General features: G+C 41.2%; 30 protein-coding genes. 1 reads left to right on the top strand and 29 read right to left on the bottom strand.

Going from position 1 to position 19,291, the window contains the following annotated elements:
• Positions 1 to 33 precede the first annotated feature (33 nt).
• Positions 34 to 939: a citrulline utilization hydrolase CtlX gene (gene ctlX / locus AC13CS_RS03870; protein WP_482888549.1), complete on the bottom strand. Its 906-nt coding sequence runs from the start codon at positions 937 to 939 to the stop codon at positions 34 to 36.
• Positions 940 to 1,021: 82 nt separating this feature from the next.
• Positions 1,022 to 1,936: a dimethylarginine dimethylaminohydrolase family protein gene (locus AC13CS_RS03865; protein ID WP_482888443.1), complete on the bottom strand. Its 915-nt coding sequence runs from the start codon at positions 1,934 to 1,936 to the stop codon at positions 1,022 to 1,024.
• Positions 1,937 to 2,277: 341 nt separating this feature from the next.
• Between AC13CS_RS03865 and AC13CS_RS03860 the strand changes: the two genes are divergently transcribed.
• The gene (locus AC13CS_RS03860) at positions 2,278 to 2,670 is read left to right on the top strand and encodes a hypothetical protein (protein ID WP_482888442.1); all 393 of its coding nucleotides are present in this window, start codon (positions 2,278 to 2,280) and stop codon (positions 2,668 to 2,670) included.
• 56 nt (positions 2,671 to 2,726) lie between these two features.
• Here AC13CS_RS03860 and AC13CS_RS03855 read toward each other — a convergent pair whose 3' ends face one another.
• The 27 genes from AC13CS_RS03855 to rplV form a co-directional block, all read right to left on the bottom strand.
• Positions 2,727 to 4,010, bottom strand: coding sequence for a citrate synthase (locus tag AC13CS_RS03855; RefSeq protein WP_482888441.1), 1,284 nt, complete (start codon positions 4,008 to 4,010; stop codon positions 2,727 to 2,729).
• Between the two features lie 119 nt (positions 4,011 to 4,129).
• The gene (locus AC13CS_RS03850; protein WP_482888440.1) at positions 4,130 to 5,668 is read right to left on the bottom strand and encodes a glycogen synthase; all 1,539 of its coding nucleotides are present in this window, start codon (positions 5,666 to 5,668) and stop codon (positions 4,130 to 4,132) included.
• 122 nt (positions 5,669 to 5,790) lie between these two features.
• Entirely contained in the window at positions 5,791 to 7,083 is a 1,293-nt protein-coding gene (eno, locus tag AC13CS_RS03845; RefSeq protein WP_482888439.1) for a phosphopyruvate hydratase, read from the bottom strand.
• Between the two features lie 117 nt (positions 7,084 to 7,200).
• Positions 7,201 to 8,313 carry a glutamine-hydrolyzing carbamoyl-phosphate synthase small subunit gene (gene carA, locus AC13CS_RS03840; RefSeq protein WP_482888438.1) on the bottom strand — a complete coding sequence of 371 codons (1,113 nt, stop codon included), beginning with the start codon at positions 8,311 to 8,313 and terminating at the stop codon, positions 7,201 to 7,203.
• A 97-nt stretch (positions 8,314 to 8,410) separates the two neighbouring features.
• Positions 8,411 to 8,917 carry a 50S ribosomal protein L17 gene (rplQ, locus tag AC13CS_RS03835; protein ID WP_163626132.1) on the bottom strand — a complete coding sequence of 169 codons (507 nt, stop codon included), beginning with the start codon at positions 8,915 to 8,917 and terminating at the stop codon, positions 8,411 to 8,413.
• A gap of 60 nt (positions 8,918 to 8,977) precedes the next feature.
• Entirely contained in the window at positions 8,978 to 9,970 is a 993-nt protein-coding gene (locus AC13CS_RS03830; protein WP_127023976.1) for a DNA-directed RNA polymerase subunit alpha, read from the bottom strand.
• Between the two features lie 21 nt (positions 9,971 to 9,991).
• Positions 9,992 to 10,597: a 30S ribosomal protein S4 gene (gene rpsD, locus AC13CS_RS03825; protein ID WP_482888436.1), complete on the bottom strand. Its 606-nt coding sequence runs from the start codon at positions 10,595 to 10,597 to the stop codon at positions 9,992 to 9,994.
• Between the two features lie 112 nt (positions 10,598 to 10,709).
• The gene (gene rpsK, locus AC13CS_RS03820; protein WP_127138702.1) at positions 10,710 to 11,102 is read right to left on the bottom strand and encodes a 30S ribosomal protein S11; all 393 of its coding nucleotides are present in this window, start codon (positions 11,100 to 11,102) and stop codon (positions 10,710 to 10,712) included.
• A gap of 12 nt (positions 11,103 to 11,114) precedes the next feature.
• Entirely contained in the window at positions 11,115 to 11,489 is a 375-nt protein-coding gene (gene rpsM / locus AC13CS_RS03815) for a 30S ribosomal protein S13 (protein WP_014031990.1), read from the bottom strand.
• 2 nt (positions 11,490 to 11,491) lie between these two features.
• Positions 11,492 to 11,608: a type B 50S ribosomal protein L36 gene (gene ykgO / locus AC13CS_RS03810; RefSeq protein WP_010519235.1), complete on the bottom strand. Its 117-nt coding sequence runs from the start codon at positions 11,606 to 11,608 to the stop codon at positions 11,492 to 11,494.
• A 4-nt stretch (positions 11,609 to 11,612) separates the two neighbouring features.
• On the bottom strand, positions 11,613 to 11,828 hold the full coding sequence (infA, locus tag AC13CS_RS03805; RefSeq protein ID WP_014031991.1) for a translation initiation factor IF-1: 216 nt from the start codon (positions 11,826 to 11,828) through the stop codon (positions 11,613 to 11,615).
• 3 nt (positions 11,829 to 11,831) lie between these two features.
• Complete coding sequence (gene secY / locus AC13CS_RS03800) at positions 11,832 to 13,175, bottom strand: preprotein translocase subunit SecY (protein WP_293168746.1); 1,344 nt, start codon at positions 13,173 to 13,175, stop codon at positions 11,832 to 11,834.
• A gap of 10 nt (positions 13,176 to 13,185) precedes the next feature.
• Entirely contained in the window at positions 13,186 to 13,638 is a 453-nt protein-coding gene (rplO, locus tag AC13CS_RS03795) for a 50S ribosomal protein L15 (RefSeq protein WP_293168748.1), read from the bottom strand.
• Positions 13,639 to 13,651: 13 nt separating this feature from the next.
• Positions 13,652 to 13,831 carry a 50S ribosomal protein L30 gene (rpmD, locus tag AC13CS_RS03790; protein WP_163626136.1) on the bottom strand — a complete coding sequence of 60 codons (180 nt, stop codon included), beginning with the start codon at positions 13,829 to 13,831 and terminating at the stop codon, positions 13,652 to 13,654.
• Between the two features lie 12 nt (positions 13,832 to 13,843).
• Complete coding sequence (gene rpsE, locus AC13CS_RS03785; RefSeq protein ID WP_163626137.1) at positions 13,844 to 14,368, bottom strand: 30S ribosomal protein S5; 525 nt, start codon at positions 14,366 to 14,368, stop codon at positions 13,844 to 13,846.
• Positions 14,369 to 14,374: 6 nt separating this feature from the next.
• Positions 14,375 to 14,728 (bottom strand): 50S ribosomal protein L18, encoded by a 354-nt coding sequence (rplR, locus tag AC13CS_RS03780; protein ID WP_119606788.1) that lies wholly within the window; start codon positions 14,726 to 14,728, stop codon positions 14,375 to 14,377.
• A gap of 11 nt (positions 14,729 to 14,739) precedes the next feature.
• Complete coding sequence (rplF, locus tag AC13CS_RS03775; RefSeq protein ID WP_163626139.1) at positions 14,740 to 15,282, bottom strand: 50S ribosomal protein L6; 543 nt, start codon at positions 15,280 to 15,282, stop codon at positions 14,740 to 14,742.
• Between the two features lie 19 nt (positions 15,283 to 15,301).
• Entirely contained in the window at positions 15,302 to 15,700 is a 399-nt protein-coding gene (rpsH, locus tag AC13CS_RS03770) for a 30S ribosomal protein S8 (RefSeq protein ID WP_163626140.1), read from the bottom strand.
• A gap of 18 nt (positions 15,701 to 15,718) precedes the next feature.
• Positions 15,719 to 15,988, bottom strand: a complete 270-nt coding sequence (gene rpsN / locus AC13CS_RS03765; RefSeq protein WP_207096771.1) for a 30S ribosomal protein S14 — start codon at positions 15,986 to 15,988, stop codon at positions 15,719 to 15,721.
• A 1-nt stretch (position 15,989) separates the two neighbouring features.
• Entirely contained in the window at positions 15,990 to 16,541 is a 552-nt protein-coding gene (gene rplE, locus AC13CS_RS03760; RefSeq protein WP_482888434.1) for a 50S ribosomal protein L5, read from the bottom strand.
• 2 nt (positions 16,542 to 16,543) lie between these two features.
• A complete protein-coding gene (gene rplX / locus AC13CS_RS03755) occupies positions 16,544 to 16,855 on the bottom strand; it encodes a 50S ribosomal protein L24 (RefSeq protein WP_326279094.1) in 312 nt (103 codons plus the stop codon).
• A 16-nt stretch (positions 16,856 to 16,871) separates the two neighbouring features.
• Complete coding sequence (gene rplN, locus AC13CS_RS03750; RefSeq protein ID WP_482888433.1) at positions 16,872 to 17,240, bottom strand: 50S ribosomal protein L14; 369 nt, start codon at positions 17,238 to 17,240, stop codon at positions 16,872 to 16,874.
• Between the two features lie 2 nt (positions 17,241 to 17,242).
• Positions 17,243 to 17,500, bottom strand: coding sequence for a 30S ribosomal protein S17 (gene rpsQ / locus AC13CS_RS03745; RefSeq protein WP_014032003.1), 258 nt, complete (start codon positions 17,498 to 17,500; stop codon positions 17,243 to 17,245).
• Positions 17,501 to 17,513: 13 nt separating this feature from the next.
• The gene (rpmC, locus tag AC13CS_RS03740) at positions 17,514 to 17,705 is read right to left on the bottom strand and encodes a 50S ribosomal protein L29 (RefSeq protein WP_014032004.1); all 192 of its coding nucleotides are present in this window, start codon (positions 17,703 to 17,705) and stop codon (positions 17,514 to 17,516) included.
• A gap of 19 nt (positions 17,706 to 17,724) precedes the next feature.
• Positions 17,725 to 18,144: a 50S ribosomal protein L16 gene (rplP, locus tag AC13CS_RS03735; RefSeq protein WP_014032005.1), complete on the bottom strand. Its 420-nt coding sequence runs from the start codon at positions 18,142 to 18,144 to the stop codon at positions 17,725 to 17,727.
• Positions 18,145 to 18,163: 19 nt separating this feature from the next.
• Positions 18,164 to 18,874 (bottom strand): 30S ribosomal protein S3, encoded by a 711-nt coding sequence (rpsC, locus tag AC13CS_RS03730; RefSeq protein ID WP_293168760.1) that lies wholly within the window; start codon positions 18,872 to 18,874, stop codon positions 18,164 to 18,166.
• A gap of 9 nt (positions 18,875 to 18,883) precedes the next feature.
• A complete protein-coding gene (gene rplV, locus AC13CS_RS03725) occupies positions 18,884 to 19,291 on the bottom strand; it encodes a 50S ribosomal protein L22 (RefSeq protein WP_293168762.1) in 408 nt (135 codons plus the stop codon).

The following is a 19,291-nucleotide window of genomic DNA, read 5'->3' as shown; positions in this document are numbered from 1 at the left end:
GACAACACCCCAAAGTCACCTCAAGGAAATAATTTAAGCCTTTGGCAAGAATACTTCCGCCATCATACAACGGGCACTACCGCCTCCGCAAGTCTCAATAGTATCCAAAGGACTATGAATGATTGGGCTATGTTTTTCAATAGCTTTGATCTGTTCATCGGTCAGACTGTTGTAGGCCTGAGTGCTCATCACCATATAACGCTGATCGTTAGCCCCGATTACCTGAAGCATGTTACCTGCAAAATGACACATTTGTTCCTCGGAAATGTTAATGACTTCCTTGCCATCCATTTTAATATGGTTGACCACATTTTTTCGTTCCTTTTTATCATCGATGGAATCGAGACAGATTACCACAAATGTCTCCGCCATGGCCATCATTACGTTGGTATGATAAATAGGCAATCGTTCACCTTCAACGGTTTGGTTAGCATGGAAAATAACAGGGAAGCAATCAAAATCTTCGCAAAATTCAATAAAAAGATCTTCATGGGCGCGTTCGGAAAGGGCACAATACGCTTTTTGATTGACCCTATCCAATAAAACACTGCCTGTTCCTTCCAAAAACACCCCCTCATCCTCAGCGGCTGTATAATCCATAATATTGCTGATGGCAAAACCGTTTTCCTCCAACAACTCAAAAACATCTTCTCTGCGTTCTTTTTTACGGTTTTCGGCAAACATGGGGTACACGCAAACAATCCCGTTCTCGTGAAAGGAAACCCAGTTGTTCGGAAAAATGGAATCTGGTGTGTCACGCTCCATATCATCGTTTATGGTAATCACGTTAACACCATGTTCCCGAAGAATCTTTACAAACTGGTCGAACTCTTGCTGCGCTTTTTTATTGATTTCAACATTTTTAAGATGTGGATTTTCCTGAAAATAATTGTTGACAGCGGTTTGCTCGTTCATCCTAAAGTTTACGGGACGCACCATAAGAATGGTGTTTGTAATCTGCTTTCTCAATGCTTTAACTGTTTTGGTTATACCTGTGGCAGCAGGATGTAGGGTTTAAAAATTATACTCTTATTAAAGGCATGGTGCTACAACGCAATAGGCCTTCTTGCTTGGCGATTTCTGCATAGGGAATCTCTTCAACGGTGAATCCTTGGTCTCGAAGCCAATTGTTAAGTCGGGTAAAACTCTTTTCCGAAACTACCACCTCAGGTGATATGGAAAAAACATTGCTGAACATTTGGTACATTTCTTCCTTATTGATTTCAAAGATATTATCCGGCCCAAAAAAATCCACCAGATATTGGTATTCTTCTTCCACTAGAAATCCATTCTTGTGCAATATAGCCTTATCCTTCCCCACAGGTTGAAAACAACAATCCAAATGCAGTGCATTCTCCTTGGGGTCGGTATTGGATTTTCTGAGTTCAAAGGATTTTATGGTTTTATGGGGAAACATATCCCGAATAAATTCTACTGCTTCCCTATTGGTCCGTGCTGTAATATAACTTGCGTAATCTGCGCCTGAATAGGTCCCGATAAAAATATGGTCGTTCCAGGGCATTACATCACCCCCTTCTATATGTACTTCTTCTGGTGGACGAATTATCTTTTTGGAATCTATTTTATCCAATACATTATGAATGGCCACAAATTCACGCTCCCTATCGGGCAAAATATTGGCATGAAACAGTTTATCCTCTATAACAAAGGCAATATCTCTTGCGAATATCTGGTTGCAATCCTTAAGTACTTCCGGTCTATAAACATCCACCCCATATTTATCGAAAACTCGGGCAAAGCCTTCCATTTCTTTAACCATATCCGCTTCTTTGGGATAGGTTCCGGCCTTAATATGCTCTATGGATTTAGGATCGTATGCCTCATCTATAGTAGGTATAGGTCCGCTACTTTGGGCCGTTCCCAAAATAACGGCTCTTAGTTTACTGGTCTCATCAACAATGTTCAATTCTATCATACACGATTCATTTATGGCCAAAAAACCGGCCGTAGAAAGTGATAAGGATAATCCTTGGAATACGATGGCAAATCTAGTGTTTTACTTCAATTTCCTCCTTGTTAAATGATAAAATTACCTACTTTATTTAAGGTTTTACATTATGGAAACGAAGGAATATAATTTTTAATCAATGATTTGTATATCAAATGATTAAAATGAAAATAAAATTCAAGAAACTGACTTTTATCAGGTTTTTGTTTTTATTAATTATTACATTTGAAATAAGATTTTTCTTACATATGAAAAAATTGTTATTTACATCAGTTCTGCTAGCTTCAGTGTTCATTACATTGAGCGGGATGAATGCGTTTCAAAAAATGGAAGATTTTAACTTTAATTCCAAAGAACAGATGGAATCTGTTTACGCTGTAAAATATGATGATTGTATCACGGAGAGTGATTTTCCTGGAGGTTACCTATCTATAAATCGGGATACCGATCAAGATGTAGATTGGAATATTATGAAGGTAGACCAATCCATTAACAAATATCGTAAATCTTTAGAGTCGACTTTGAAGAATTTAAGTACTGTGGATGCACATGATTTTATTCATCAAACATTTCAAAAGGCGAAAAGTTCCATGGAAAATGACAATACCTCTGATATACAGAAACATTACTTTAGAGGCGTTATGCGAATATGCTATGACAAAGACAAGGATTTAAATCAAAATAGCGTAACCATACTATAGTTCCCCCACAAAAAAAGGGGCGATATTCGCCCCTTTTATTCTTTTCGTCCCAAATCTTATCTTTTTTCCAACGGAACAAAGCTTCTGAGGTTTTCTCCTATATAAACTTGTCTTGGTCTTCCAATGGGTTCTTTTCTAAGTCTCATTTCTCTCCATTGCGCAATCCATCCTGGCAATCTGCCAAGAGCGAACATTACGGTAAACATTTCTGTGGGTATGCCCAAAGCGCGGTAAATAATTCCTGAGTAAAAATCCACATTGGGGTATAGTTTTCTATCTACAAAGTAGCTGTCTTCCAAGGCTTCTTTTTCCAATCCTTTGGCAATGTCCAAAATAGGGTCTTCAATACCTAGGTTGCCCAATACTTCGTCAGCTGATTTTTTAATGATCTTGGCTCTTGGATCAAAGTTTTTGTAAACACGGTGTCCAAAGCCCATTAATCTGAATGGATCATTCTTATCCTTGGCCTTGGCCATATATTTTTTGGTATCACCTCCATCGGCTTCAATCGCCTCCAACATTTCCAAAACAGCCTGATTGGCACCTCCGTGCAGTGGTCCCCAAAGCGCGGAAATACCCGCGGAAAGTGAAGCAAAAAGTCCTGCATGTGAGGAACCAACAATACGTACAGTGGATGTAGAACAGTTTTGTTCGTGATCTGCGTGCAAAATCAATAATTTGTCCAAGGCATCAATGGCAATCCTATCTCTCTTATACTCTTGGTTTGGCCTTTTAAACATCATTTTATGAATGTTCTCGACATAACCGAGGCTATCATCGCCATAATCCAAAGGAAGCCCTTTTTTCTTGCGCATGGTCCAAGCCACCAATACCGGGAACTTTGCCAATATACGGACAATGGAGTTGTACATGGCCGATTCGGATGACACGTCTACACAAGATGGGTTGAAGGCCACCAATGCACTGGTCAACGAAGATAACACGCCCATTGGGTGTGCCGATTTTGGAAACCCGTCCAAAATCTTTTTCATTTCTTCATCCACCTGCGACTCTTCTTTAATATCGCTATGGAATTTTTCCAGCTGTTCCTTGTTTGGCAGTTCACCAAAAATCAAAAGGTAGGCTACTTCCAAAAAGTCGGCTTTCTCGGCTAAATCTTCAATTGAATATCCTCGATACCTCAAGATTCCCTGCTCGCCGTTTAGGAAGGTGATGGCACTTTCACACGATCCGGTATTTTTGTAACCGGGATCTATAGTCACCATTCCTGTTGAGGCCCTCAAGGTTTTAATATCTATGGCCAATTCATCTTCAGTACCTTTGATAACGGGGAATTCATACCTTTTTCCCCCATATTCGAGTATAGCTTTATCCGACATTTTATTTTTTAATAGATTAGTAAAAATAGAAAGCGGAAAATACGAAAAAGCGCAACCATTAACAATTTCCAGCTGCTATTTGTGTTGATATTAACGCGAAAATGTTATAGAAAATTTACTTAATCCAACTTGTAAAGTAGTTTGTAATATTGATCAACGGATTTCTCCCAGGTGAAACGCTTTTTTCTTGCCGCGGCCTGTATTTTTTTCCAGGTTGGTTTATCATTTTCAAACACATCCAGAGCTATATCCAAAGCTTCCAACATGTTTTTTATTTTCTCGTCGTAACTGTCCCCATCAAAGGCAAAACCAGTTTTCATGTGCTCCACCGTATCCTTTAACCCTCCCGTGTGATGGACCAAACAAGGATTGCCGTTTCGCATGGCCAACATTTGACTAATACCACAGGGTTCAAAAAGACTGGGCATAAAATATAGGTCGGACTCCAGATACATGGAGTCGATCAGCTTTTCCGACTGGCCATTGGTAAAAACAAAGTTCTTGTGCTCGTAGCTCAACTTTCTAAAAAGCTCCTCATACTCCGGTGCTCCGGTTCCCAATAGCATAAAAATTCCATCGACCTTTTCCAACTTCTTCAATATTTCTACAAAGGCTTCGGGCGAACGCATAAAAAAATAAAACTTTTGCTCGGTTAATCGAGCAACACTGGATGCAATGAATTTTGGTCGCAGCTCCACAAAATCCATGATTTTCTCTCCTGTATGTGCCAAAAAATCGGCTTTGTATTTTTTATCCTCTTGCTGTAGCCACCCGAACAATGCCTTGACCGTATTTCGGTAAATATTACCTTTCTTTTCTTTGTTGATGTTTTTGTAATTGCACCCGTTCAAAATACCAAACAAGCGCCCTTCCTCATCTGCTTTCTGCAAATCTTTTTCCAAACCCTCCCCTCCAATGAATTCGGGCGGGGAACTGGGCAGCAATACATCTTCTTTATAGGATGGTGATACGGTATGTACGGCATCTGCAAAGCGAATCCCCACGGCCATAAGGTTGATACAATCCTGATACCTGTAATCCATCAACTTTTGATAATCCAAGGGTACGTTGGGGAACCAATTTTTTACGGAGGAATAATTATTGTCAAATGGACGTATGCCCTGAATGGCCAGGTTATGGATGCTATAGACTATCCTAATATCCTTAAGGTTGGTATAATCCGGATGATATTCGCGCAGAAACAACAATAGGCTAGAGTGCCAATCATGCAGGTGTACCAAATCCACGTCCCCAAACGCTCCCTGTTTTATAGCTTCTGCCACTGCTGTACAAAATATAAAATACTTAATGGCATCGGTATAGAAAGGTTCCTCTGGATCGTTATGGTATATGTGTGCAATATCCCCGGCCTCAATTTCTGGATGATGCAGTACATAATGGAAAATATTTGGAAACTCTTTTTTAGGTTTCACCTCGTATAATTCTGCTGTGTAGCTTAAGTCTCGTAGCGTGAAGTTTAAGGTAGTTCTGGGCAATCCTCCATGATGCAGTCTTGAATAAGCCGGGACAACAACATGCACCTTGTCTCCCCGATCCGAAATTTGCCTGGGCACATCCCGAACCACGTCGCCCATACCGCCCGCTTTACAATTTTCCAAAGCATCATTTTCGGCGGCAACAAAAAGAAAGTTATTCATATGGGAGAATTTGAATGGGTGTTTAGTTGAACCCTTAATTTAACCAAACTTTGTTATTGAAACAAAAAAAAGCCTTTCCCATTTGAGAAAGGCTTTTTGTATGCAAAAAATTATTATTATGCTTATTTTACCTTAAAAGCTTTTTCTTGAGGGTAGTAAGCAATATCGCCCAACTCTTCTTCAATTCTCAATAATTGGTTGTACTTGGCCATACGGTCACTTCTTGAAGCGGAACCTGTTTTGATTTGACCTGTGTTCAATGCCACTGCCAAATCGGCGATGGTATTGTCCTCGGTTTCACCTGACCTGTGAGACATTACAGATGTATAACCAGCATTTTTTGCCATGTTTACAGCTGCTATGGTCTCTGTTAATGTTCCGATTTGGTTTACTTTGATCAAAATAGAATTGGCGATACCGTTTTCAATGCCACGTAACAAACGCTCAACGTTTGTTACGAACAAGTCATCCCCAACCAATTGAACTTTGTCTCCGATTTTTTCGGTCAACACTTTCCAACCGTCCCAATCGTTTTCGTCCATTCCATCCTCAATGGAAATGATTGGATATTTATCACAAAGGTCGGCAAGATACTGTGCTTGCTCCTCGGAAGTTCTAACTACACCCTTACTACCTTCAAATTTTGTATAATCGTAAGCACCGTCAACATAAAACTCAGCGGCGGCACAATCCAATGCAATCATTATATCGTCGCCCAATTTGTAACCTGCTTTTTCAACGGCTTTTGCAATGGTATCCAAAGCATCTTCGGTACCACCTTCCAAAGTTGGTGCAAATCCACCCTCATCGCCTACAGCGGTACTCAAACCACGGTCGTGCAATACTTTTTTAAGGTTATGGAAAATCTCCGTTCCCATTTGCATCGCGTGGCTAAAGTTTTTTGCTTTAACTGGCATTACCATAAACTCTTGGAATGCAATGGGCGCATCGGAGTGCGAACCTCCATTGATTATGTTCATCATGGGAACTGGAAGGGTGTTGGCACTTACACCACCTACGTAACGGTATAAAGGCATGCCCAACTCGTTGGCCGCTGCTTTTGCTGCTGCCAAGGAGACTCCCAATATGGCGTTGGCTCCCAATTTTGATTTGTTTGGGGTACCATCCAATTCGATCATGGCTTGATCGATGTAATTCTGCTCAAAAACAGAAGTTCCGATCAATTCCTCTGCAATAATGGTATTAACGTTGTTCACGGCTTTACCAACTCCTTTGCCCATAAAGGAATCGCCACCATCGCGTAACTCAACGGCTTCATGCTCTCCAGTAGAGGCTCCGGAAGGTACTGCTGCCCTCCCCAAAATTCCATTTTCCGTTACTACATCTACTTCTACTGTTGGATTTCCTCTGGAATCCAATATCTGTCTTGCATGAATGTTGATAATGATGCTCATTTTAATTCAATGTTTTTAGTTGTGATTATTGGCTAAAGATACAAAAGGTAGCGTTTTTAGCTCCATGATATTACTCACAAAACGCACTTAAAAGCTTAAAAACAAAACTATATCGTTTTAGTTTTTACTGGCCTTGATCAAATCGAAGAATTGGTCGAACAGATAATCTGCATCGTGTGGACCTGGACTTGCCTCTGGGTGATATTGTACCGAGAATACATCCTTGTTCTTCATTTTGATTCCAGCCACCGTTTGATCGTTCAAATGGGTGTGGGTGATCTCCAACTCTGCATTTGCTTCCGTCTCTTCCCTATTCACCGCAAATCCGTGGTTTTGGGAAGTGATTTCACCTTTCCCAGTAACCAAGTTAAGGATGGGGTGATTAATCCCTCTGTGCCCGTTGTGCATTTTATAGGTGGAAACGCCATTGGCCAAAGCCAATACTTGATGTCCCAAGCAAATCCCGAACAAGGGCTTGTCGGAGGCAATTATTTCTTTGGTGGCTGCCACGGCATCGGTTAAAGGTTCTGGATCTCCAGGTCCATTGGATATAAAAAAGCCATCGGGATTCCATTCCTTCATTTCATTATAAGAAGCATTGTATGGGAATACTTTGATGTACGCTCCTCTTTTTGCCAAGTTTCTCAAGATGTTCTTTTTGATTCCGATATCCAAAGCAGAAATCTTGAATTCAGAATTTTCATCTCCGTAGAAATAGGGCTCTTTTGTGGATACTTTGGATGAAAGTTCCAAGCCTTCCATGCTTGGTACTTTGCTTAACTCTTCTTTCAATTCATCAATGTCGTCCACTTTTGTGGAAATCAATGCATTCATGGCTCCATTGTCTCGTATGTAGCTTACCAAAGCACGGGTATCCACATCGGAAATGGCCAATAGGTTGTTCTTGTCCAAGAATTCCAAAAGACTCATTTTGGCATCTGGCCTTGAATATTCATAACTGAAATTTTTACAGATAAGACCTGCAATCTTTACAGAATCGGATTCCACTTCATCTTCGTGGGCACCATAGTTACCAATGTGTGCATTGGTGGTCACCATCAATTGACCGTAGTAAGATGGATCAGTGAAAATTTCCTGATAGCCAGTCATTCCGGTATTGAAACATACCTCTCCTACTGCGGTACCTTCTCTTCCCCCAACGGCCTTGCCATAAAAAATGGTTCCGTCCGCTAACAAAATCAACGCTTTTTTCTTTGTGTGATACTTCATTTTGTGCTCTAGTTTCAGTTAAGATAAAAAAACATAAAAAAAGGATAAGTTTTCACTTATCCTTTTTCCTAAAATATAATAGTTAATATCATTCTTCTTATTCTTCAGAATCGTCAGTTTTGGTTTCAGCTGCTGGAGCTGGTGTCTCAGCCTTCTTGGCACCACCGCCACCTCTTCTACTTCTTCGGGTCGATTTCTTCTTAGGCTTACCTGCGTTGTATAGCTCGTTGAAATCTACCAACTCGATCATCGCCATGTCTGCGTTATCTCCCAATCGGTTACCCAATTTAATGATTCTTGTGTAACCTCCCGGTCTGTCACCTACTTTTTCGGCAACTGTGCTGAACAATTCTGTTACGGCCTCTTTACTGCGCAAGTTACTAAAAACAACCCTTCTGTTGTGCGTACCTTTCTCGGTAGTCTTGTTGTTCTCAATCTTTGCTTTTGTAATCAAAGGCTCGATAAACTGTTTCAACGCCTTGGCTTTTGCAACCGTGGTGTTGATTCTTTTATGCTCTATTAGGGAACTTCCCATATTGGCCAACATGGCCTTTCTATGGGCAGCTGTTCTACCTAAGTGATTAAACTTCTTTCCGTGTCTCATTGTTCTAAGTTATCATCTTGCTACCAAATCCCAAACAATCAGGAGAGCAAAATATGATTATTAATCTTTATCTAATTTGTATTTGGAAAGGTCCATACCAAATTGCAGGCCTTTGTTGATGACCAATTCTTCCAATTCGGTCAATGATTTTTTACCGAAGTTTCTGAATTTCATCAAATCGTTTTTGTTGAAGGAAACCAAATCTCCCAAAGTATCCACTTCGGCAGCTTTAAGACAGTTCAATGCCCTTACGGACAAGTCCATGTCTACCAATTTGGTTTTCAACAACTGACGCATGTGCAATGATTCCTCATCGTAGGTCTCGGTCTGGGCAATTTCATCAGCCTCAAGGGTGATGCGCTCATCGGAGAACAACATAAAGTGGTGAATCAAAACCTTAGCAGCTTCGGTCAAGGCATCTTTTGGGTGGATGGAACCATCTGTGATGATTTCAAAAACCAATTTTTCATAATCGGTCTTTTGCTCTACCCTATAGTTTTCGATGCTGTATTTTACGTTCTTTACAGGAGTGTAAACAGAATCAACCGCAATGCTGCCCAAGGGAGCATTGGATTTTTTGTTTTCTTCTGCAGGAACATAACCACGACCTTTTTCGATAACAATCTCCATGTTGATGCTCACTTTGGGATCCATGTTGCAGATTACCAAATCTGGGTTCAACACTTGATATCCCGAAATAAATTTCTGGAAATCACCAGCGGTCATTTGCTCCTTTCCGCTCACGGAAATTGATACTGTCTCGCTCTCAACATCATCAATCTGTCTTTTGAACCTAACTTGTTTTAGGTTCAGAATAATTTCCGTAACGTCTTCAACAACGCCTGGTATAACAGAAAATTCATGTTCAACTCCATCTATGCGCACAGAAGTGATGGCGAAACCTTCCAAAGAGGAAAGTAAAACCCTTCTCAGCGCATTCCCAACTGTTAATCCATAACCAGGTTCCAAAGGGCGAAATTCAAATTTCCCTTCGAAATCTGTTGAATCGATCATTATAACTTTATCGGGCTTCTGAAAATTAAGTAATGCCATAATTGGATTAATGTTGAATTCTTATTTAGAGTATAATTCGACGATCAGCTGCTCCTTGATGTTCTCAGGGATCTGAAGTCTTTCTGGGACGGCAACAAATGTACCTTCTTTCTTTTCAGAGTTCCATGTAATCCATTCGTAAACGCCGCTATTGTTAGCCAACGAGTCTACAATGGATTGTACGGATTTGGATTTTTCCCTAACACCAACAACATCGCCTGCTTTTAGTGAATAGGATGGAATGTTTACTACCTCTCCATTTACGGTAATATGACGGTGCGATACCAATTGGCGGGCCCCTCTTCTTGATGGGGAGATACCCATTCTATAAACCACATTGTCCAATCGGGATTCACACAACTGAAGCAAAATCTCACCGGTTACACCCTCTTTTCTTTTGGCTTCACCAAAAAGATTACGGAATTGTTTCTCCAAAATACCGTAAGTGTATTTTGCTTTTTGCTTCTCCATCAACTGGATTGCATATTCAGACTTTTTACCACGGCGTCTGTTGTTACCGTGTTGTCCTGGAGGGTAATTTTTCTTTTCGAATGACTTATCGTCTCCGAAAATCGCTTCTCCAAACTTTCTAGCGATCTTTGTTTTTGGTCCTGTATATCTTGCCATCTTCTTTTAGTTTGAAAGTGCGATTATGAATTAAGGCTTATCCTTCGATAATCTAACTGCACCTTCGGGTGAAGACCCTTTTTAGGGGGCCGTTAAACAATATAATTGATAATTAAACTCTTCTTCTTTTCGGTGGTCTACAACCGTTGTGCGGAAGTGGAGTAACATCTACGATCTCTGTTACTTCGATTCCTGAGTTGTGGATGGAACGGATAGCGGATTCCCTACCGTTACCAGGTCCTTTTACGTACACCTTTACTTTTCTCAGTCCTGCTTCGTGGGCAACTTTGGCGCAATCCTCTGCTGCAATCTGAGCTGCGTAGGGAGTGTTCTTTTTAGAGCCTCGGAATCCCATTTTTCCAGCGGAAGACCATGAAATAACATCACCTTTCTTATTGGTAAGGGAAATAATGATGTTGTTGAAAGATGCAACCACGTGCGCCTCTCCGGTAGCATCTACGACTACTTTGCGCTTTTTAGCTGTTTTAGTACTTGCCTTTGCCATACTACCTACTTATTATTTAGTTGCTTTTTTCTTGTTGGCAACTGTTTTTCTTTTTCCTTTTCTGGTCCTAGAGTTGTTTTTGGTACGTTGACCTCTCAATGGCAATCCAGATCTGTGGCGAATTCCACGGTAACAACCAATGTCCATCAAACGCTTGATGTTCATTGAGGTTTCTGAGCGAAGCTCTCCTTCAATGGTGTAAGCTCCCACTGCCTCCCTAATTTTACCGATTTCATCATCGGTCCAATCGGAAACCTTGGTATCTTCACTTACTTGGGCTGCTGCCAAAATTTCTTGCGCCCTACTTTTACCTATACCGAAGATGTAGGTAAGCGAAATAACGCCACGCTTTTGTTTAGGTATATCTACCCCTGCAATTCTTGCCATAATTACCCTTGTCTTTGTTTAAATCTAGGATTCTTTTTGTTGATTACATACAATCTGCCCTTTCTGCGAACAATCTTGCAGTCGGCACTTCTCTTCTTTATTGATGCTCTTACTTTCATGTAACTAGTATCTATACGTAATTCTTGCTTTTGTTAAATCGTATGGACTCATCTCCAACTTTACTTTATCTCCAGGAAGCAGCTTAATGTAGTGCATGCGCATTTTCCCGGAAATGTGCGCCGTTACCACGTGCCCATTTTCCAATTCTACCCTGAACATTGCATTGGACAATGCTTCAATAATAGTCCCGTCTTGTTCTATTGCTGGCTGCTTTGCCATAAATTATGCTACTTTTCTGTTTTTTCCGGTTTTCATTAAGCCATCGTAATGTCTGTTCAACAAATAAGAATTTACTTGCTGTACAGTATCTATTGCTACACCAACCATGATCAATAGTGATGTACCCCCATAAAACAATGCCCATCCGGCCTGTACGTCCATCAATTTTACAACAACTGCGGGCAACACGGCCAACAGTGCCAAAAAGATGGAACCAGGTAATGTAATCAAGGACATTATTTTGTCCAAATAGTTTCCGGTTTCCTTTCCAGGACGTATGCCCGGGATGAAACCTCCACTTCTTTTTAAATCATCGGCCATTTTGTTTGTGGGCACGGTGATCGCTGTGTAGAAGTAGGTAAATATGATGATCAATACTGCAAATAGGATGTTGTAGGCCAATCCAAAAATATCGGCGAACTGTACTTCCATCCACTGACCTGCAGCGGTATCGTTAAATGTTCTACCAATCAAACTTGGTGCGAACATAATTGCCTGTGCAAAAATAATGGGCATTACACCAGATGCATTCAACTTAAGCGGAATGTACTGACGTGCTCCCATAACATTCTTTTCGTATCCGCCAGAAGCTGTTCTTCTTGCGTACTGAACCGGAATTTGTCTAACTGCCATTGTTAGGTAAACACTGGCCAAGATTACCAAGAACCAAACTATAACCTCAATCAGCATGAACATGATTCCTCCTGTATTGTTGGTCGTTCTTGAAACAAATTCTTGCGCAAATGCCTGTGGCAAAGTTGCAATGATTCCCACCATAATCAACAGGGAGATACCGTTTCCGATTCCCTTGTCGGTGATTTTCTCACCCAACCACATGGCAAACACACATCCTGTTACCAATATAATAACAGCTGGAACGATAAAATCCAAACCTTTACCCAAAACAAAAGCACTATCTGGCACACCTAAGGCACCAAGACCGTACAAGTAGGCGGGCGCTTGGACAATACAGATACCAATGGTTAACCAACGGGTTATCTGGTTGATGGTTTTTCTACCACTTTCGCCTTCTTTTTGTAGTTTTTGAAGATAAGGAATGGCTATTCCCATCAACTGTACCACAATGGAGGCGGAGATATAGGGCATAATACCCAAAGCGAATACCGAAGCATTCGCAAAAGCACCACCCGTAAAAGCATTAAGAATTCCCAAGATACCGTTTTCAGTCTGCGAGGATAATTCCGCCAATTGGGCAGTATCAATACCAGGAAGAACAACTTGAGCTCCAAATCGGTAAACCAATAATAGTCCCAATGTAAGGATGATACGCTGTCTCAGTTCGTCAATCTTCCAGATATTTGATATGGTCTCAATAAATTTCTTCATGCTATATGTCTTATAAACTTATTGCTTCACCTCCTGCTGACTCGATGGCAGCTTTTGCGGAAGCAGTAAATTTATGTACCGATACTTTAAGGGATGCCTTTAATTCGCCATCACCCAAAATCTTTACCAAATCGTTTTTGTGGGCCAAACCGTTTTCAATAAGTGTTTCCAAGGTAACCTCTTTTTTCACGGCACCCTTGTCCACCAATTCCTGAAGTCTGCCCAAATTGATTCCTGTGTACTCTTTTCTGTTCATGTTTGTGAAACCGAACTTGGGTACACGTCTTTGCAATGGCATCTGACCACCTTCAAAACCAATCTTTTTGGAATATCCAGATCTAGACTTGGCTCCTTTGTGTCCACGGGTAGAAGTACCTCCTTTACCGGAGCCTTCTCCTCGTCCTACACGTTTTCCTTCTTTGTGCACAGCGCCATCCGCTGGTTTTAGATTATTCAAATCCATGTGCCTTTATATTTTAAGCTTCCTCTGTGGAAACCAAGTGTTTTACCTTATTTACCATTCCAAGGATACTAGGAGTTGCTTCGTGCTCAACTACCTGTCCGATCTTATGCAATCCAAGAGCCTCCAAAGTTCTTTTTTGGTTCTGTGGCTTTTTGATGCCGCTCTTTACTTGTTTAACTTTAATCTTTGACATGTTATCCTCTATTTATCCTTTAAAGACTTTTTCCAAAGAAACTCCTCTTTGCTTTGCAACGGTGTCAGCACTTCTCAATTGCAACAATGCATCAAAAGTAGCTTTTACCACGTTGTGCGGGTTGGAAGATCCTTGCGATTTAGACAATACATCCTGTACCCCAACAGCTTCCAATACGGCTCTTACAGCTCCACCGGCGATTACCCCGGTACCGTGCGATGCAGGCTTGATATAAACACGTGCACCACCGTATTTTCCTTTTTGCTCGTGAGGAAGTGTTCCTTTGTTCAATGGAATACGAACCAAGTTCTTTTTGGCATCCTCGATAGCTTTGGCGATAGCTGTGGCAACCTCTTTGGATTTTCCCAAACCATGTCCAACAACTCCGTTTTCATCACCAACAACAACTATGGCCGAAAAACCAAAGGCTCTACCCCCTTTTGTTACCTTGGTAACACGTTGTACTCCAACCAATCGGTCTTTCAACTCCAGTCCACCTGGCTTTACTATTTCTACGTTTTTGTATTTCTGGTACATAGTTTATTAGAATTTTAGTCCTGCTTCCCTAGCTCCTTCAGCCAATGATTTTATTCTTCCGTGATATAGGTTTCCTCCCCTATCAAAAGCTACGGCTTCAACACCAAGCTTAAGAGCTTTCTCGGCTATGGCCTTACCCACGTTGGTCGCTACCTCGGACTTGCTTCCTTTGGAGTCCACATCCTTATCTCTGGATGAAGCTGCCGCCAAAGTTACACCTTTATCGTCGTCAATCAACTGGGCATATATTTCTTTATTGCTTCTGAATACAGACAACCTTGGTCTTGCTTCAGTTCCGAAGGATACTTTTCGTATTCTTCTTCGGATGCGTAATTTTCTTTCAGTCTTAGATAATCCCATAGTCTTAATTATTAAGCTGATTTACCTGCTTTTCTTCTTAATTGCTCACCTACAAACTTCACACCTTTTCCTTTGTAAGGCTCTGGCTTACGGAAACCTCTAATTTTAGCGGCTACCTGACCCACCAATTGTTTGTCATGAGATGTTAGTTTTACGATAGGGTTCTTCCCTTTTTCGGAGATGGTCTCGATTTTTACTTCGGGAGCGATGTCCAGAACAATGTTGTGGGAGAACCCTAGGGCCAAATCCAATTTTTGTCCTTGGTTGCTGGCCCTGTAACCAACACCTACAAGTTCCAATTCCTTTGTCCATCCATTGGTCACACCTTCTACCATATTATTGATAAGAGCGCGGTATAACCCATGCTTTGATTTGTGTTTATTGTCATCGGAAGGTCTTTCCAAAACAACGCTTCCGTCCTCGACTTTAATGTCAATCCCTGAAAACTCTTGGGTAAGTTCTCCCAATTTACCTTTTACAGTAACAACGGAATCTTTCACTTCTATAGTGACTCCATCAGGAATTTTAACTGGACTGTTACCTATTCTTGACATTTTTCTTCTCTTTTCTCAATTAATATACGTAGCACAATACCTCGCCACCTACGTTCTCTTGCTGGGCCTGCTTACTCGTCATTACCCCATGAGAAGTAGAAACGATAGCGATTCCCAAACCATTCAGTACTCTAGGCAAATCGTTAGAGTTTGAATACTTTCGCAGACCGGGCTTACTTACCCGCTGCAATTTTTTAATGATAGGCTCCTTGGTAAATTTATCGTACTTAAGGGCGATTTTGATGTTCCCTTGTACTTTGTCTTCCTCGAATTTATAGCTCAAAATATATCCTTGATCGAACAATATTTTGGTAATCTGTCTTTTTAGATTGGAACCGGGGATATCTACAACCCTATGACCTGCCTTACTGGCATTTCTCAATCTGGTCAAATAATCTGAAATTGGATCTGTAAGCATTTCTTTTCTTTATCTAAATTACCAACTTGCCTTTTTAACTCCCGGAATCAAACCCTTATTGGCCATTTCCCTGAACATTACCCTGGATACTCCAAAAGTTCTCATGTACCCGCGAGGTCTACCGGTCAACTTGCAACGGTTTCTCATGCGAACAGGAGAAGCGTTCTTTGGCAACTTCTGCAAAGCCTCATAATCTCCCGCTTCTTTTAGAGCCTTTCTTTTCTCGGCGTATTTTTCTACCATTTTAGCCCTTTTTCTTTCACGGGCTTTCATTGATTCCTTGGCCATACTAGTTCTTTTTAAAGGGTACTCCCAGTTCGGTTAACAATGATTTTGCTTCTTTATCAGTTTCAGCAGAAGTAACAAACGTGATGTCCATTCCGTTGATTCTGTTGATTCTGTCTATATTGATTTCTGGAAAGATGATTTGTTCGGTAACTCCCAAATTGTAGTTTCCCCTACCATCGAATCCTGTAGCCTTTACTCCAGAGAAATCACGCACCCTAGGAAGGGCACTGGTAATCAATCTATCCAAAAATTCGTACATGCGCTCTCCTCTAAGAGTCACTTTTGCACCAATCGGCATTCCTTTTCTCAATTTGAACGTAGCAACGTCTTTCTTGGAAAGGGTAGCGACCGCTTTTTGACCTGTAATGTTGGTCAGTTCGTCAACAGCATGATCAATCAGCTTTTTGTCCGAAACAGCGGCTCCGACTCCACGGCTAACCACTATTTTTCGCAACTTAGGAACTTGCATTACGTTTTTGTAACCAAATTCTTCCGTTAGCGCTTTGATCACGCGCTCCTTATATTCTTGCTTTAATCTTGGAATGTAACTCATGACTAAATTACTTCATTGGATTTTTTGGAAAACCTTACTTTCTTTCCGTCCCTTACTTCATATCCAACACGAGTTGTCTCGCCAGACTTTGGATCGATTAAGGAAAGATTGGAAATATGTATCGGAGCTTCCTTTTTTGTTATGCCTCCTTGAGGGTTGTTCGCACTTGGCTTTTCGTGTTTGGACACCTCGTTGACGCCTTCCACAATAGCTTTGTTCTTTTCACGGTCTACTTTAAGCACTTTACCTTCGCTGCCTTTGTGGTCTCCCGCAATGACTTTTACCGTGTCCCCTGTTTTTATTTTCAACTTCATCTCTCTGATATTTCTTTTATAGCACTTCAGGCGCCAATGAAACAATCTTCATGAATTGTCTGTCCCTCAACTCTCTGGCAACAGGACCAAATACACGTGTTCCCCTCATCTCCCCGGTCGGGTTCAACAACACACATGCGTTGTCGTCGAAACGGATGTAAGAACCATCTGGTCTTCTTACTTCTTTCTTGGTCCTAACAACAACCGCTGTAGAAACAGAACCTTTCTTTACAGTACCGTTTGGAGTAGCCTCTTTTACGGTAACTACAATTTTGTCACCCAAAGATGCGTATCTTCTCTTTGTTCCTCCTAGTACGCGGATGGCCAAAACTTCTTTTGCACCGGTATTGTCCGCAACTCTTAATCTTGATTCTTGCTGTACCATAATTATTTAGCTCTTTCTAGGATTTCTACCAACCTCCAGCACTTTGTTTTGCTCAATGGTCGTGTTTCCATTATTTTAACGGTATCACCTTCGTTGCAATCGTTCTTCTCGTCGTGGGCAACATACTTCTTGGTCTTCAGAACGAATTTCCCGTACATGGGGTGCTTCACTCGTTTTACCTCAGAAACCACTATCGATTTCTCCATTTTGTTGCTGGTAACAACGCCTATTCTTTCTTTTCTTAAATTTCTGTTTTCCATAAGGCAGAACCGATTATTGTAATTCCCTTTTAGTTAATTCAGTTGCAAGTCTTGCTACCGTCCTTCTCGTCTTTCTGATCTGTAAAGGATTTTCCAAAGGAGTAACAGCGTGCGCCATTTTAAGATCAGCGTGTTGTTTTTTGAACTCGGCCAATCGCTCCTTTAGCTCTTCAATTGAAAGTTCTTTTATTTCTGATTGTCTCATCTTTCTTCTCAATTAAAAATTAGGCGGAATAATCCCTAGCCACAATAAACTTGGTTTTAACCGGTAGTTTTTGCGCTGCTAGCCTTAAAGCTTCCTTAGCAACATCCATGGGTACACCACCGACCTCGAACATGATTCTACCAGGTTTTACCACGGCTACCCAATATTCTGGAGCACCTTTACCTTTACCCATACGAACCTCAAGAGGTTTTTTGGTGATAGGCTTGTCCGGGAATATTTTGATCCACAACTGACCTTGTCTTTTCATGTATCTTGTCGCAGCGATACGTGCAGCCTCTATTTGACGGGAAGTGATGAAGTGCGAATCCATGGACTTGATACCGAACATTCCATTGGAAAGCTGGTGTCCTCTCTGGGAGTTCCCCTTCATACGCCCTTTCTGGGCCTTACGAAATTTTGTTCTTTTTGGCTGTAACATTTTACCTTACTTTATCTTATTACTTTCTACGACGGGATTTCTTGTTATCCTTGCCGCCTTTTCCTTGACTCTTGCTCAATCCTACCAATGGGGAAAGCTCTCTTTTACCGTAAACCTCTCCTTTCATGATCCACACCTTTATACCCAATCTACCATAGGTAGTGTGAGCTTCGTGCAAGGCATAGTCCACATCTGCACGGAAAGTAGACAATGGAATTCTTCCCTCTTTATAAGATTCTGAACGTGCCATCTCAGCACCGTTCAAACGTCCGGAAATCTGAATCTTGATTCCTTCGGCATTCATACGCATTGCTGCTGCAATGGCCATTTTGATGGCTCTTCTGTATGAAATCCTGCTTTCAATCTGTCTTGCGACACTTGCAGCTACCAAATTTGCGTCAAGCTCAGGTCTCTTAATCTCGTGAATATTGATCTGAACCTCTTTGTTGGTAATTTTCTTAAGCTCCTCCTTAAGCTTGTCCACCTCTTGCCCACCTTTACCGATAATGATACCAGGCCTTGACGTGGTAATGGTAATGGTGATCAATTTCAAGGTTCGCTCTATAATAACTCTAGATACGCTAGCTTTCGCCAAACGCGCATAGAGGTACTTTCTGATTTTATCGTCTTCAGCCAGTTTATCGCCGTAATCATTTCCTCCGTACCAGTTGGATTCCCATCCTCTGATAATTCCTAAGCGATTTCCTATTGGATTGGTCTTCTGTCCCATATTATTCTTCTAGCTTTGAACGTTGTTATTGGCCTCCAAAATCATAGTAACATGATTGGAACGCTTTCTGATTCTATGTGCTCTACCTTGAGGAGCTGGTCTCAATCTCTTCAACATACTTCCTCCATCTACACGGATTTCCTTGATGTAAAGATCAGCCGCCTCGATATCTGCACCCTCATTTTTAGCTTCCCAGTTAGCGATTGCAGAGAGCAAAAGCTTTTCCAGTTTTCTGGATGCTTCTTTTGGGTTGAACCTTAGGGTAGCCAATGCCATCTCAATTTGCTTACCTCTTACCAAGTCAGCGACTAAACGCATTTTTCTTGGAGAAGTTGGGCAATTGTTAAGCTTTGCAATAGCAAGTTGCTTTTTCTCTTCTTTTAACCTTTCGGCCATTTGTCTTTTACGAACTCCCAT

It is taken from the genome of Flagellimonas sp. B-3 (assembly GCF_056857835.1).
This window is presented reverse-complemented; position numbering and strand designations above follow the sequence as displayed.